Here is a 15389-nt window from a genome sequence, read left to right on the forward strand (position 1 = left end):
TGGATAATTCAGCTGAACTGACAGCGGTGTTTCCGGTCTGTTGCTTGTTAGCCTGATCGCGTCAGGCCCTCGACAGAGTGTGGCAAAGAAGGTGTTCTCCCAATGATGAATTGGCTGCAAAGCAGCAGCGATATGGCTGAGCGGGTTCGCCGCCATGATTGGGCAAGCACGCCCCTGGGGCCGCTGGAGCAGTGGCCGGATGTGCTCAAGACGACGGTGGCATTGTGCTTTGCGTCAAGCTTCCCCCAGGCCATCGTCTGGGGGCCGCACCTGATCACCCTCTACAACGACGCATTTATCCCGATTCTTGGCGACAAACCCTATTCGCTGGGGCGCCCCTTCAGTGAAACCTGGCATGAAGTCTGGGACCAGGTCGGCCCGATTGCCGATGCAGCCTTTGAAGGGCATGCCACTTTTATCGAGAACTTCCCACTGCTGATCGAACGCGGCGCCGGTCCCGAGCAAGCCTACTTCACGTTTTGCTACAGCCCGATCCGCGACCCTCAGGGCAAGGTCGTGGGCATTCTGGACACGGTCACCGAGACCAGCGCCACCGTGTTCCTCACACGGCGCCTGGCCGTGCTGGACGCCATCGGCAACGCTGTGGCGAATGCCACCGACGCTGAAACCATCATGTCCACCACCACGCGCCTGCTCGCCGAGCACTTGCAGGTGTCCAATTGCGCATATGCCGACATGGATGCCGATGAAGACGGTTTCACCATTCGTGGCAATTGGGCGGCGCCCGGCTCGCCGAGCATCGTCGGGCGTTACAGCCTGGCCTCGTTCGGCGCGCTGGCAGTCCAACGCCTGCATGCCGGTGAGCCGGTGGTGGTGCAGGACAATCGAATCGAATTCGAGCCCGAGATAGCCGCCAGTTACCAGGCCCTGGGCGCCTTGTCGACGGTGTGCTTCCCGCTGATCAAGAATGGCCGGCTCACCGCACTGATGGCCGTGCACGATAAATCTGCGCGGGTCTGGTCGCCGTACGACCTGGCCTTGGTGGGGAAGTCACCGAGCGCTCCTGGGCGCATATAGAGCGGGTACGCGCCGACGTCGCGGTGCGCGAAGGCCTGGCGGCGTTTACCGAGCTGAACGCCACCCTGGAACAACGGGTGCAGGAGCGCACCAACGCCCTCACCCAGGCCGAAGCCGCCCTGCACCAGTCACAAAAGCTCGAAGCCATCGGCCAATTGACCGGCGGCGTCGCCCACGACTTCAACAACCTGCTGACGATCATTCGCTCGTCGGTGGATTTCCTGCGTCAGCCCGGGCTGTCCGAAGAACGGCGCCAGCGCTACATGGGTGCGGTGTCGGACACCGTGGAACGCGCCAGCAAGCTCACCAGCCAGTTGCTGGCCTTTGCCCGGCGCCAACCGTTGAACCCGGAAGTGTTCGACGTAAGCCTGCGGGTCAAGAATATCGGCGAGATGCTCGAAAGCGTCACCGGTGCACGCATCCACGTGCGGGTCGAGTTGCCTGACAGCCCCTGCCATGTGCGGGTCGACTCCAGCCAATTCGAAACGGCGCTGATCAATATCGCCCTCAACGCCCGTGACGCCATGAGCGGCAAGGGCACCCTGACCCTGCGCGTGGCCACGGTGCCCGCCATGCCGCGCATCCGCGGCGATGCCGAGGCGCACCAGCCATTCGTGGCCATCTCCCTGGCGGACACCGGCAGCGGTATCGACGGCGATGCCTTTGAACACATCTTCGAGCCGTTCTTTACCACCAAGTCCGTCGGCAAAGGCACCGGGCTTGGGCTGTCGCAGGTGTTCGGGTTCGCCAAGCAGTCTGGCGGCAACGTCGATGTGGCCAGCAGCCTGGGCCACGGCACGGTATTTACCCTGTACCTGCCACAAGTGGAATCACCGGCGATGCCGCACGAGCACTCGCAGGACGTGCAGTACCCGCACCACGACACGGCGCAGCACCACATCCTGATCGTGGAAGACAACCTGGAGGTGGGCCGCTTCGCCAACCAGATCCTTCAAGACCTCGGCTACCAGACCACCTGGGTCACCGATGCGGAACAGGCACTGGCACTGGCCGGCGCGGACGCCATGGCGTTCGATGGGGTGTTCTCGGATGTGGTGATGCCAGGGATGACCGGCGTGGCCATGGCCAAGCTGCTGCGCCAACGACGGGCCGAGCTGCCGGTGGTGCTGACCTCAGGCTATAGCGAGGAGCTGGCGGACAGCGGTTATGAAGGGTTCGAGTTCCTGGCCAAGCCCTACTCCGCCGATCAGGTCGCACGGGCACTCGCCAAAGTCCTGCTACGGGACTGATGCCCTACTCCGCCACGGCCACCTGATTGCGGCCCAGGGCCTTGGCACGGTACAGCGCCTTATCGGCGGTGTTCATCAACCCGTGCAGGTCCTGGTCGAGGGAATGGGTGGACGCCACGCCCAGGCTGGCGCTCAGCCCATGCACCGGATCGGACACCAGACCGGAAATCGCCTTGATCAGCTGCTCGGCGATACCCTTTGCGGTTTCCAGCGAGGTGTTGGGCAGCAACACCGCAAACTCTTCCCCCCCAGACGGCCATACACATCGGCCTTGCGGAACGATGCGCTGATCACCCCGCCGATCTGGCGCAGCACCTGGTCACCGGCCTGGTGGCCGTAGGTGTCATTGATTTGCTTGAAGTGGTCCATGTCCAGCATCAGCGCGCACAGCGGCTGCTGGTGTTTTTGGCATTGCGCGTACAACACCTGGGCATGTTCAAAAAACGCGCGACGGTTCATCAGGCCGGTGAGTTCGTCGGTCTGTGCGGCGCGGGTGGAAATGTTGTGGGCACGTTCCATTTGGCGGGTCAGGCGGAAGGCCTTTTCCAGCGCATCGGAAAACTTGCGCGTGGCGCTGACCACAAAGGTGGAGAACACCAGCACCGCGAGGGCGACACCCAACTGCATCGACGACGGTTGAAACAGCAGCCATAGCGTACAAGGCAGCAACACCAGCGCCATGGAGGCCAGCGTCAAGTAGCGATAAGCCGAGTAGCACGACACCGCACTGACCGACATGCCCACGGTGAACAGCATTACCAATGCCTGGGACAAGCGGTCATCCGTGGGCATGACCGCCAGTGCGCCAAGACCCCAGATACCGGCAGACAACATCAACGTGACGCAGTAGCGGCGCTCCCAGCGGTCGGGTGTACGCTCGGCGTGGGGGCAACGAAACCACTCCATGAACATTTTGAGTCGCAACAGTGACGAGCCCGCCAGTGCAACCAGCCACACCAGAATGACCTGATGATCAAACCGATCCCAGCACAGCCAGCAGAGCATGATGGCGGCCAGGTAACTGCCGAAAATGGCGGAAAATGACTGCCGAAACAACTGGTGCAGACGGTCAGTCCGCACCTGTTCTTCGATAAAACAATCCTCGTCTTGCCCACGCCCAAGGCCATTCATGAAATTCGCCCGATTCGACTGCCACGACAAAGGCGCCATTGTGGCACCCTGCCAGTAGCCCGGACAACAGAATCCAGCACGGTAGAGCGTTTAAACCGCTTCCGGCCGCAGAATCAGCACCCCCAGCGGCGGCAGATTCAACGACAGCGATACCGCTTGCCCGTGACGCGGTTCATCCTGGGTAAACACCGCACCGCCATTGCCGTAATTGGAGCCCGCATACTGCTCGGCATCACTGTTGAGCACCTCGCTCCAGCGCCCGGCAAACGGCACGCCGACTGCATACGCCGCACGGGGCACCGGAGTAAAGTTGGCCACCACCAGCACCGGCTTGCCATCCTTGCTCCAGCGCAGCCAGGCAAAGACGCTGTTGATCGCATCGTCGCCGATCAGCCACTGGAACCCCTGAGGCGCGTCGTCCTGCTCGTGCAGGGCCGGCTCTTCGCGGTACAAGCGGTTGAGGTCGCCGACCAGCTTCTGCACGCCTTTGTGTTCGGCATACTGCAGCAGGTACCAGTCCAACTGCTGGTCGTGGTTCCACTCGCGCCACTGGCCGAATTCGCAGCCCATAAACAGCAATTTCTTACCGGGGTGCATCCACATAAAGGCCAGGTAAGCGCGCAGGTTGGCAAATTTCTGCCAGCGATCGCCGGGCATCTTGTCGATCAGCGAGTGTTTGCCGTGCACCACTTCATCGTGAGAGATCGGCAGGATAAAGCGCTCGGACCAGGCATACACCAGGCCAAAGCTCAGCTCGTTATGGTGATGGGCGCGATACACCGGATCCTGCTGGATGTAGTGCAGCGAATCATGCATCCAGCCCATGTTCCATTTGTAGTTAAAACCCAGGCCGCCCTGTTGGGTCGGCTGGCTGACGCCGGGCCAGGCGGTGGATTCCTCGGCAATTACCAGCGCGCCGGGGGCTTCCAGGGCCACCACGTCGTTCAAGTGCCGCAGGAAGTCGATGGCTTCCAGGTTCTCGCGACCGCCATGGCGGTTAGGCACCCACTCCCCGGCCTTGCGCGAATAATCGCGGTACAGCATCGAGGCCACCGCATCCACGCGCAGGCCGTCAATGTGGAAGTGTTTGAGCCAATGCAGGGCCGAGGCCAGCATATAACCGTGAACTTCAGTGCGGCCCAGGTTGTAGATCAGGGTGTCCCAATCCTGGTGAAAGCCTTCCAGCGGGTTGGCGTATTCGTACAGCGCGGTGCCGTCGAATTGCGCCAGGCCGTGGGTATCCGTAGGAAAATGCGCCGGCACCCAGTCGAGGATTACGCCGATATCGGCCTGATGCAGTGCATTGATGAAGTAGGCAAAATCTTCCGGCGAACCAAAGCGCGCCGTCGGTGCGAACTGTGACAGCGCCTGATAGCCCCAGGAGCCGCCAAACGGGTGCTCCATGATCGGCATCAGTTCAACGTGGGTGAACCCCAGTTGCTGCACATACGGCACCAGGCGCTCGGCCAGCTCACGCCAGTTGTATTGACGCGCCACCTCGCCCGCCTCGTCCAGCTCGCACTGCCACGAACCTACATGCAGCTCATAAATCGACAGCGGCGCCGTGGTTTTCTGGCGCTCAACCCGCGATTGCATCCAGGCATGGTCCTGCCAGTCCACTTGCAACGGCGCGGCAACTTTCGAGGCCGTGTCGGGGGGCAACTGGGTAGCGAGTGCCATCGGGTCAGCCTTGAGCGGCAGAATCCCGTTGGCGCCAAGAATTTCATACTTGTAGGCCGCGCCCGGTTGCAGGCGCGGGATAAAGATTTCCCACACGCCGGACGGATGCCGCAGGCGCATCGGGTGCCGGCGACCATCCCAGATATTGAAGTCGCCCACCACCGAAACCCGCCGCGCATTCGGCGCCCACACGGCAAAACGCACACCTTGTACCCCGTCGACACTGGTCACCTGGGCGCCCAGGCAGCTGCTGAGGTCGCGATGATTGCCTTCGGCAAACAGGTACAGGTCCATTTCACCCAGCAACAGTTGCTGGAAGCTGTAGGGGTCTTCGGTGATCTGCTCGCCACCGGCCCACTGGATTTTCAGCAAATAGCCTTGGCGAGTGCCGAAGTGCCCGACAAACAAACCCGGCACCTGAGTCGCATCCAGGCTGCCCAACGTCTCGCCGCCCTCACGGCTCAGCACCTGGACGCTCAGCGCCTCCGGCAGAAAGGCGCGGATAAATTGGCCCCCCTGCTCGTCGTCGTGTGGCCCGAGAATCGAGAACGGGTCATGGTGCTCGGCGCGCACCAGCGCTTCGACGTCCTTGGACGCCGGCAATGCAGTCAGCTTCGGCTGCAGCGGTTCTTTATGTGTAAAGCTCATGACGTCTCCCCACCGCGTACAGTTTTCGATATAGGTGTAAGCCTACTCAGCAAGCCGTGCAACCCTTGCAGGGGCACCGGCAGCCAGGTCGGGCGATTTTCCGCTTCGTACGCCACTTCATACGCGGCCTTCTCCAGGCTGAACAACGTCAGCGCTGCGTCCTGGCCTTTGGCATCCTGCCAGTCATGCGCCAGTGTAGACGTAGCCGCCTGATAAGCCTGAATAAAAGCCTGGCGCGCTTCCTTCAGATAACGCTCGGTCACGCGTTTGCGCGAGGCGTCCGCCTGCGGCGAGTGGTCCACCCCCTGTACATTCAGGGCCATGGCCGCCGCGTAGTCGAAGGAGCGCAACACGCCGCTCACATCTTTATACGGGCTGTGCTTGCCGCGCCGTTCATGCAGCGGTCGCGCCGGCTCGCCTTCAAAGTCGATCAGGTAGGCATCGCCCTTCACCACCAGCACCTGGCCCAGGTGCAAATCACCATGCACCCGAATACGCAGGCCGCCCAACGTGGCTTTCGCCAACGCCTGCACGTGGCCGGCAATGGCTTTTTTCTGATCCAGCAAAGCACTGACCAATGCCTGATCCTCAGGGTTCAATTGGCTTTGGTGCTGCTTGAGCAACTGCAGCGCGCGATCGATCTGCGCGCCCACATCCTTGGCCCAGGCCTGGGTATCCTTGGTGGTGGTGGCCTCGGGCATGAAGTCTTTGTTGCTGGTCGGCGCACCCAGCACCTGGTGCATCTCGCCCAGGCGCTGCCCGAGCAACCCGGCAAAGTCTGCCAGTTCGCCCAGGGCGTTGTAGTGCTGTTCCTGCTCGGAAATGGCTTCGGCCAGCTCATCGCGGATGGCGCGTTCAAGGTTGTTCTGGGTCCAGCTCCAGGCATCGCCCTGGTTGCTCAGGTAGCCCTGGGCAATCATCAACAGGTTGTCCTGGCCCTCGCCATCGCGGCGAATCATCGAACCCAGCAGCGGCGAGATATTCGGGTAATCGGCGGCGGTCAGGTAAGCGCTCATTTCCAGCTCCGGATGTACCCCGGCGCTGACTTTGCGGATCAGCTTGAGCACCAGGCTCTCACCGACCACCACCGAACTGTTGGATTGTTCGGCCGACAGGTAGCGCACCGGCGACTCGTCCGTCAGTTGCAACCGAGCCAGGTGCCGGGTGCCTTCAAAGCGCAGCTCGCCGTCGCTGGAATCCAGTACCGTGCCGGCTTGCAAGCCCTGGATCACCGCACGGATAAAATGCTCAAGGCTGAACGCATCGGTCACCAGCCCCACCTGCCGCACACGCCGCACGCGGGCCAGGGCCAGTTGCTGGGGCAAGGCACTGGTGAACTGGTCTTCCCCGAGGAAGCCGAACGGCAACTGATAACGACTGACCTGGCCCCCGGCCGTCACCTCCAGCTCGCTGAGCAATACCGGATGCTGCGCATCGCCAAAGCGCACGCCGTAGGCAATACGCACGCTGTCGATGGCCGTGTCCTTGCCGGCGAACCAGCGCCGCTTGGGCAGCCAGGCCGGCAGCGAGGTCTGTTCCAGCGTGGTGCGGCACGGTTCTTCGAGCAGCTCTTCCATGCGTTTTTTCAGCACCAGGGTGGTGAAGTCCGGCATGCTCTGCGCGGGTTCCACATGCCAGCTCGGCATCTGGTTTTCCGCCGCCAGTACAAACCAGTAGAAGCCATACGGCGCCAGGGTCAGCAGGAAGTTCAGTTGGCCGATCGGCGGGAAGGCGTTACCGCCGAGCATCTCCACCGGCACCATGCCGGCGAAGGCCGACAGGTCCAACTCGGCCGCCTGGGCACTGCGTGACACGTTGGCCACGCACAGGATGATCTCGTTGTGCCCGTCTTCGCCGGTGAACTCACGTGTATACGCGAGGATGCGGCGGTTGCTCGGCGAGAGCATCTTCAGGCTGCCGCGGCCAAACGCCTTGGACTGCTTGCGCACCGCCAGCATGCGGCGGGTCCAGTTGAGCAGCGAATGCGGGTCCTGGGCCTGGGTTTCAACGTTGACCGACTGGTAGCCGTATTGCGGGTCCATGATCGGCGGCAGCACCAGGCTGGCCGGGTCGGCGCGGGAGAAGCCACCGTTGCGGTCGATGGACCACTGCATCGGCGTGCGCACGCCATCGCGGTCGCCGAGGTAGATGTTGTCACCCATGCCGATTTCATCGCCGTAATACAGGGTCGGCGTGCCGGGCATCGACAACAGCAGGCTGTTCAGCAACTCGACCCGCCGACGGTCACGCTCCATCAGTGGCGCCAGTCGCCGGCGAATGCCCAGGTTGATGCGTGCGCGGCGGTCGGCGGCGTAATAATTCCACAGGTAGTCGCGCTCTTTGTCGGTGACCATCTCCAAGGTCAGCTCATCGTGGTTGCGCAAGAAGATCGCCCATTGGCAATTGGCCGGGATCTCCGGGGTCTGGCGCAGAATGTCGGTAATAGGGAAGCGATCTTCCTGGGCCAGCGCCATGTACATGCGCGGCATCAGCGGGAAGTGGAAGGCCATATGGCATTCGTCGCCGTCATCGCCCTTTTTGTCACCGAAGTACAGTTGCGTGTCTTCTGGCCATTGATTGGCTTCGGCCAGCAACATGCGGTCGGGATAATGCGCATCGATCTCGGCGCGGATCTGCTTGAGCACACCATGGGTTTCGGGCAGGTTTTCGTTGTTGGTGCCGTCGCGCTCGATCAGGTACGGGATAGCGTCCAGGCGCAGGCCGTCGATGCCCATGTCCAGCCAGTAGCGCATCACCGACAACACGGCCTTCATTACCTGCGGGTTGTCGAAGTTGAGGTCCGGTTGGTGCGAATAGAAACGGTGCCAGAAATACTGGCCGGCGACCGGGTCCCAGGTCCAGTTGGACTTCTCGGTGTCGAGGAAGATGATGCGAGTGCCGTCGTATTTCTGGTCGTCATCGGACCACACGTAGAAGTCGCGTGCCGCCGAACCCGGCTTGGCCTTGCGCGCCCGCTGAAACCAGGGGTGCTGGTCGGAGGTGTGGTTGATGACCAGCTCGGTAATTACCCGCAGGCCACGCTGGTGGGCCTCGGCGATAAAACGCCGGGCATCGGCCATGGTGCCGTAGTCGCTGTGCACCCCACGGTATTCGGCGATGTCGTAACCGTCATCGCGACGCGGCGAGGGATAGAACGGCAGCAACCAGATGGTGTTTACGCCGAGATCGGCAATGTAGTCGAGTTTGGCGATCAGGCCCGGAAAGTCGCCGATGCCGTCGTTATTGGAGTCGAAATAGGATTTGACGTGAACCTGATAGATCACCGCGTCCTTGTACCAGAGCGGGTCTTTGATAAAGGTGGCAGCCTTGGGTTTCTTCGCCATTGGAAACTCCTGAAATTCTGAAATTTTTTGAGGCTGGGTGCGGTCAATGTGGGAGCGGGCTTGCTCGCGAACGCGGTGCGTCAGTTGATGAATTCGTTAACTGACGCACCGCGTTCGCGAGCAAGCCCGCTCCCACATTTTTGATCTGCGCCAGGCTCAGGAAACGCTGATGCGCCAGATCCCAAACGGCATCTGCGGCTCAAGCCGGGTCCACTGGTTTTTGCCATACCAGGTCCAGCGATGGCCGTTCATCAGGTCTTCGCCCTGGGTCTGGGCATCATCCGGCAGCCCGAGCTCCCACAGCGGCAGTTCAAAATCAGCCTCCTGGGCATTGAACGGGTCGAGGTTGACCGCTACCAGAATGAAGTTGCTGCCATCCTCGCTGCGCTTGCCGAAATACAGGATGTTGTCGTTCCAGGCGTTGTAGAGCTTCAACCCCAAGTGCGTCTGCAAGGCCGGGTTTTGCCGGCGGATGCGGTTGAGCTGGGCGATTTCGGCGATGATATTGCCGGGTGCGGTAAAGTCCCGAGGGCGGATCTCGTACTTCTCCGAGTCCAGGTATTCTTCCTTGCCGGGCACCGGCGCCGCTTCGCACAGTTCGAACCCCGAATACATACCCCACAGGCCTGAGCCCATGGTGGCCAGCGCGGCGCGGATCAAAAAGCCCGGGCGCCCGGACTCGTGGAGAAAGCCGGGATTGATGTCCGGGGTATTGACGAAGAAATTCGGCCGATAGCATTCGCGCCACGGCGACTGGTTCAACTGCGTCAGGTATTCACCGAGTTCGGCCTTGGTGTTGCGCCAGGTGAAATAGGTGTAGCTCTGGGAATAACCGACCTTGCCCAAGCGCGCCATCATCGCCGGCGTGGTGAACGCTTCAGCGAGGAAGATCACTTCGGGATATTTTGCGCGCACATCGCTGATCAACCATTGCCAGAATGGCAGCGGCTTGGTGTGCGGGTTGTCGACGCGAAACGTCTTCACACCCTCCTCCACCCAGCCCACCACCACATCGCGCAGTTCGGTCCACAGGCTGGGGATCGCATCCGCCGCATAAAAATCGACGTTGACGATGTCCTGGTACTTTTTCGGCGGGTTTTCGGCGTATTTGATCGTGCCGTCCGGGCGCCAGTTGAACCAGCCCGCGTGCTGTTTGAGCCACGGGTGGTCCTGAGAGCACTGGATGGCGAAGTCCAGGGCGATTTCCAGGCCGTGGTCGGCGGCGGCCTTGACCAGGCGGCGGAAGTCATCGCGGCTGCCCAGTTGCGGGTGAATGGCCTCATGGCCACCCTCCTCGCTGCCGATCGCATACGGGCTGCCAGGGTCATCGGGGCCGGCGGTCAGGGAATTGTTTTTGCCCTTGCGGTGGCTGCGCCCGATCGGATGAATCGGCGGGAAATAAAGGACGTCAAAGCCCATGTCATGGATCATCGACAGGCGTGAGTGCACGTCATTGAACGTGCCGTGACGCGCAGGGTCGTCGGTGATCGAGCGGGGAAACAGCTCGTACCAGCTGGCAAATTGCGCCGCTGTGCGCTCCACATCAAGCGGGTAAACGCTGCTGATGCTCAAGTAGGCACGGTGATCCGCCTGGGTCATCAGGTGTGCACTGTCTTCGTGCAAAAACTGCGCGACCTGCTCGGTTTCCAGCAGCCCGGAGAGCTCGTGGTGCAGCAGCATCAGGCGGTCACGCAGTTCATTGTCACTGCGCTCGGCGGCCTGCAGCACCAGGCTGCGGCCTTCCTGCAACTCCAGGCTGACCGGCACCCCGGCCTCATGTTTTTTACGCAGTTCATAGCAGAAGCTGGCGAACGTATCGATCCAGGCTTCGATGCAGTATTCGTGCGGGCCTTGGGCGGTAACGGTAAACGCGCCCTCCCAACCATTGTTGCCGACATCAGCCATCACTACGCTGTGCCAGCTTTCTTCATGCCGTGCACGCCAGCGGATCAGCACGGCAAGCTTGTCGTGGCCGTCGGCGAACACTTTGCTGGTGACGTTGACCCGCTGGCCAACCACGGCCTTGACGGCAAATTCGCCGCCGTCGATCACGGGTGCGGTGCTTTCGATCGCGATCCTGGGCAGCAACAATGCCTGGGACAGCGGCAAGATGGAGTCTTCTGGAACCTGTGTTTCAGCAGTCATCGAGCATCTTCCCCTTACGCCCTGTGGACGCTCTTTGCTTGATCCGGATTCTGATATGGCGACGCTCTCCCTGAGCAGGGCCGCTTAAAGTCCGAGCCTGCGCTGCGGTCAAAAGTTCAGGTGGATATGCCGCCATTGGGCGGGGAATCAATTCGCCCGGGTGGTTGTCCACCGATAGAGCAAAGCACAAAGGAGGCCACACCGATGAATATCCCGATCCCGGCTGAAACCCCGGACCCGAATATCGACAACCCGACCCTGCCGCCCACCGACCCGCAGCCGATTCCGGAAAAAGAACCGCCTGACAATGAACCGCCTCCGGTGGAAGAGCCGCCGATGGGTGAGCCGCCGGTCATTCTCTGACCCACGGCCGCGGCCGCTCGCGAGGGCGGCGCAGCCTTGACTGTCAAACCGCCCGGGGCAGTTCAGGTGGATATACGCGATCGGACCCGGAAAAAGGACAACTCCTACCCATCCAAATGGCGCGATCCTAACTTCACCCGCCTTGACACTCACGATACTGACCTCATGCTCGCGCTACCCCGGACAGCCAGGGCAACGCGTCAATCCCGCTGTCATGAGAAGCCCGTATGCCGAATATCACTGGACACCCGATTAGCCACCCGCCAGCCCCCGTTTCGATGCCCCCCTGGGCCAACCGCTTGCTACAGTGCCCCCTCGCGCCCTGCAAGCGCTGCTGCAATCAGGCCCCAACAGCGCACGGGAGCCCAAGCGCCCCGATGAAGCCGGGCCTGCACCTTCGCACCTTCGCGCGATGGCAGGCGAACTCGCTCATCTGGGTAGCCACATCGACGGCCGTGCAATTGAACGCATGCTGCGCGCTCCTGACGCCCAAATGTCGCAATCCCTACTGAAGAAAGTCGGGACGTTACTGACCCCGGAAAATACCCGGAATCTATTGGGCAGCGAACATGCAAAAACCTGTACTGAAAGTCTTGGCAAGCTCGAAAACCAATGCGCCAAAACTGCAATAGCGCCGGTCCTGAGCAACATTGGAGCCGAGCACATCAACACCTTTAGAAGACAGGCAGATTCAGCCACGCTCGACCTCTTATACACAGTACTGACGGACGCTCCCGGCAGCTTCTTGCCACTCATTCGCAAATTCATCACTCAACAGGAACAGCCCTTCAAACATGCCCAGGACTGCTTGAAAGGACTGGGGACCCAAGAGACCACGTTCGCCGCGATCGCCGCACTGGTGAGAAAAGCGATCGAAGAAGGGCAGCATCCGCACCCTTCTGAACCGCCTGCAGCAATCTACCGTTACACCCACACCGGCGAATCCTCCCTCGATGCTCCCAGCGAAATCAGGCATTTCGTACCGGGCCGGGACAAACTGGACGTCTCAGGCATTCATCGACAACTCGACAGGCCGCTGCAGTGGGTCAACCAGTTGTCGGGAGAACCGGGCGAAATGCAGTTGCACTACTCCCATGCCCACAACGCAAGTGTTCTGGTGATTTCCGGCAATCGGGGCGAACTACCCTTTGTCGCCAAAGTATTCAGCCCACTGAAAGAAAGCGACGTGATCATTTGACCCACAATCAATCACGCTTCTCGAAAACGGCGACGATGCGCGGCATCACACTGAATACCGCCAGCGCCAGCAACGTACTGAGCACCGCCGTGGACTCTCGCCCCAACCCCGCCGCCACACCAATGGCGGCGGTCATCCACAGGCCGGCGGCGGTGGTCAGGCCCTTGACGTGGCCCTCTTCATCTTCCTTGCCCTTGAGGATGGTGCCCGCGCCAAGAAATCCGATGCCCGCGATCACCCCTGGACCACCCGGCTCATGGCATCCGCCTGGTTGCCGGACATCTGCGGCACCATTACAAACAGTGCTGCACCCATAGCCACCAGCATATGGGTGCGCACGCCGGCCGCCTTGCCCTTGTGCTCACGCTCAAACCCCAGAATGCCGCCCAGGATCGCCGCGATCAGCAGGCGCACGGTGATCTGAGTCAGCTGCTTTGCGTCGCCGATGTCGGCAAATTCGGCCTGCAGGGTTTGCCACACTTCATGCCACCAGGCGTCCATAGATGCCGTCCTTTGTCATTGTTAGTAAAGGATGGACAGCGGCGACCGCCAGTCAGTTGCCTGGAACCCCTGCACATCGGTGCCCCCTAACGTTCATAGCCCATGAACAAGGAGAACGGCATGCCCATACGTATCGAAAACCAGCTGTGCTATTTCATGCTCGATGACAATGGCCAGGAACAGAGCGTGCCAGCGACCCGGGTCAATATCGTGACCGACATCGACAAATCCATGTCCTACGTGGAGTTGGCGGCAGAGCGCATCTACATCACAGAAGCCGAGGCCGACGCCCTGACAGTCGCAGGGGCTCACGATGGGCGCCAACATGTAAAGACCGAAGAACCTGGTTCGCTGATTTAATTGATCTGTATCAGCACCTCCCGGATAAGCCTGCACCCCCTCCGCCAAGGGGTGCAGCACATTGTCACAGCACCTCGCCCATACCCCATCTGATCCGCTTTTAATCGCCATACCTGAGTCTGTTATGTAAACAGCCTGAGACTCATAGTTCATCCGCCTGATGGAGGCTGATGAGCGAACGACCATGAGCGAACGAATCCCAACCGTGGAAACCTTTGAGCCTATTCACCCAAAGAAGGTAAAGGCCAAACCCAGCGACAACCTGATCCATACCCGCAGTTTCACCGGGCTGTTCCGCACGTTGCGCGTAGGCGGTGCCGCTTGGCTGTTCCTGGCCTTTTTCGGCACCGTGTGGCTCAACTGGGGCGGCCGGCAAGCCGTGTTGTGGGACCTGGCCGAAAGCAAATTCCATATCTTCGGTGCGACCTTCTGGCCCCAGGATTTCATCCTGCTCTCGGCGCTGCTGATCATCTGTGCCTTCGGCCTGTTCGCGATCACCGTGTTTGCCGGGCGAGTGTGGTGCGGCTACACCTGCCCGCAAAGCTCATTCACCTGGCTGTTCATGTGGTGTGAAAGAGTCACTGAAGGCGAGCGCAACCAGCGCATCAAGCTGCAAGCGGCGCCCTGGAGCCTGAACAAACTGGCACGGCGCTCGGCCAAGCACACCTTATGGCTGGCTATCAGCGTGCTTACCGGGCTGACGTTTGTCGGCTACTTCACCCCCATCCGCCCTTTGGCCAGTGAACTGCTGACCTGGCAAATCGGCGGCGTGAGCCTGTTCTGGGTGCTGTTTTTCACCGCGGCCACCTACCTCAACGCCGGCTGGCTGCGCGAAGCGGTGTGCATGCACATGTGCCCGTATGCGCGGTTCCAAAGCGTGATGTTCGACAAAGACACCCTGACCATCTCCTACGATGCCGCACGTGGCGAACAGCGTGGCCCGCGCAAACGTGAGGCCAAACCCGCCGACGTCGGCCTTGGCGATTGCATCGACTGCCAGCTGTGCGTGCAGGTATGCCCTACCGGTATCGACATCCGCGACGGCCTGCAAATGGAATGCATCGGCTGCGCAGCGTGCATCGATGCCTGCGATTCAATCATGGACAAGATGGGCTATGCCCGTGGCCTGGTCAGCTATACCAGTGAACATCAACTGCAAGGCGGCGAAACCCAGCTGCTCAGGCCACGGCTGATCGGCTACAGTGCCGTGCTGCTGGTGATGATTGCAGCGCTGGTGGTGGCCTTGGTGGAACGGCCGATGGTGTCGCTGGATGTCACCAAGGACCGTGGCATGTTCCGCGAAAATGCCCAGGGCCAGATCGAGAACATCTACAGCCTCAAAGTCATCAACAAAACCCAGCAACCTCAGGCTTACCGCCTGGAGCTGGTGGACGCCGATGGCTTCCAGTTGCAAGGCAAGACCGACATAAGCCTGGCACCCGGGGAAATTACTGATGTGCCGGTATCGGTAGCGTTGCTGGCCGATAAACCGGCGAGCAGTTCGCAGAACCTGCGTTTCAAGGTCACGGATGTGGATGAGCCGTGGGTTTACAGCGCTGCCGATAGCCGCTTTGTGGCACCGTTGAATCGCTGAGGTCTGACCGCCACACGAGTTCCACTGTGGGAGCTGGCTTGCCTGCGATGACGGCGGCACATCCGAGTGCATCCTTGGCTGGCCCGGCGCTATCGCAGGCAAGCCAGCTCCCACACCTCGCTCTGCGTACCATTTCA

The 15389-nt window shown here is 61.1% G+C and carries 7 protein-coding genes and 3 pseudogenes; 5 read left to right on the forward strand and 5 right to left on the reverse strand.

The window, feature by feature from the left end; genetic code table 11:
• The first annotated feature begins 102 nt into the window (after window positions 1–102).
• Window positions 103–2288, forward strand: a pseudogene (locus LRS56_12805) (response regulator).
• Between the two features lie 4 nt (window positions 2289–2292).
• Here the strand turns inward: LRS56_12805 and LRS56_12810 are convergent.
• The 4 genes and pseudogenes from LRS56_12810 to LRS56_12825 all read right to left on the reverse strand — a co-directional run bounded on the left by LRS56_12810 (window position 2293) and on the right by LRS56_12825 (window position 11236).
• A pseudogene (locus LRS56_12810) lies at window positions 2293–3458 on the reverse strand (GGDEF domain-containing protein).
• Between the two features lie 51 nt (window positions 3459–3509).
• Window positions 3510–5747: a 1,4-alpha-glucan branching protein GlgB gene (gene glgB, locus LRS56_12815; protein WDU65250.1), complete on the reverse strand. Its 2238-nt coding sequence runs from the start codon at window positions 5745–5747 to the stop codon at window positions 3510–3512.
• On the reverse strand, window positions 5744–9091 hold the full coding sequence (treS, locus tag LRS56_12820; GenBank protein ID WDU65251.1) for a maltose alpha-D-glucosyltransferase: 3348 nt from the start codon (window positions 9089–9091) through the stop codon (window positions 5744–5746). Before treS ends, glgB begins: the two co-directional genes overlap by 4 nt.
• A gap of 156 nt (window positions 9092–9247) precedes the next feature.
• Complete coding sequence (locus tag LRS56_12825) at window positions 9248–11236, reverse strand: alpha-1,4-glucan--maltose-1-phosphate maltosyltransferase (GenBank protein WDU65252.1); 1989 nt, start codon at window positions 11234–11236, stop codon at window positions 9248–9250.
• A 204-nt stretch (window positions 11237–11440) separates the two neighbouring features.
• Between LRS56_12825 and LRS56_12830 the strand changes: the two genes are divergently transcribed.
• On the forward strand, window positions 11441–11599 hold the full coding sequence (locus LRS56_12830) for a hypothetical protein (protein WDU65253.1): 159 nt from the start codon (window positions 11441–11443) through the stop codon (window positions 11597–11599).
• A 412-nt stretch (window positions 11600–12011) separates the two neighbouring features.
• On the forward strand, window positions 12012–12797 hold the full coding sequence (locus LRS56_12835) for a M10 family metallopeptidase C-terminal domain-containing protein (GenBank protein WDU65254.1): 786 nt from the start codon (window positions 12012–12014) through the stop codon (window positions 12795–12797).
• Window positions 12798–12804: 7 nt separating this feature from the next.
• Here LRS56_12835 and LRS56_12840 read toward each other — a convergent pair.
• A pseudogene (locus LRS56_12840) lies at window positions 12805–13298 on the reverse strand (MgtC/SapB family protein).
• Between the two features lie 120 nt (window positions 13299–13418).
• Between LRS56_12840 and LRS56_12845 the strand changes: the two are divergent.
• Entirely contained in the window at window positions 13419–13658 is a 240-nt protein-coding gene (locus LRS56_12845) for a DUF3203 family protein (GenBank protein WDU65255.1), read from the forward strand.
• Between the two features lie 184 nt (window positions 13659–13842).
• Complete coding sequence (ccoG, locus tag LRS56_12850) at window positions 13843–15252, forward strand: cytochrome c oxidase accessory protein CcoG (GenBank protein ID WDU65256.1); 1410 nt, start codon at window positions 13843–13845, stop codon at window positions 15250–15252.
• The last annotated feature ends 137 nt before the right edge of the window (window positions 15253–15389 follow it).

It is taken from the genome of Pseudomonas poae (genome assembly GCA_028869255.1).
Classification (GTDB): domain Bacteria; phylum Pseudomonadota; class Gammaproteobacteria; order Pseudomonadales; family Pseudomonadaceae; genus Aquipseudomonas; species Aquipseudomonas poae_C.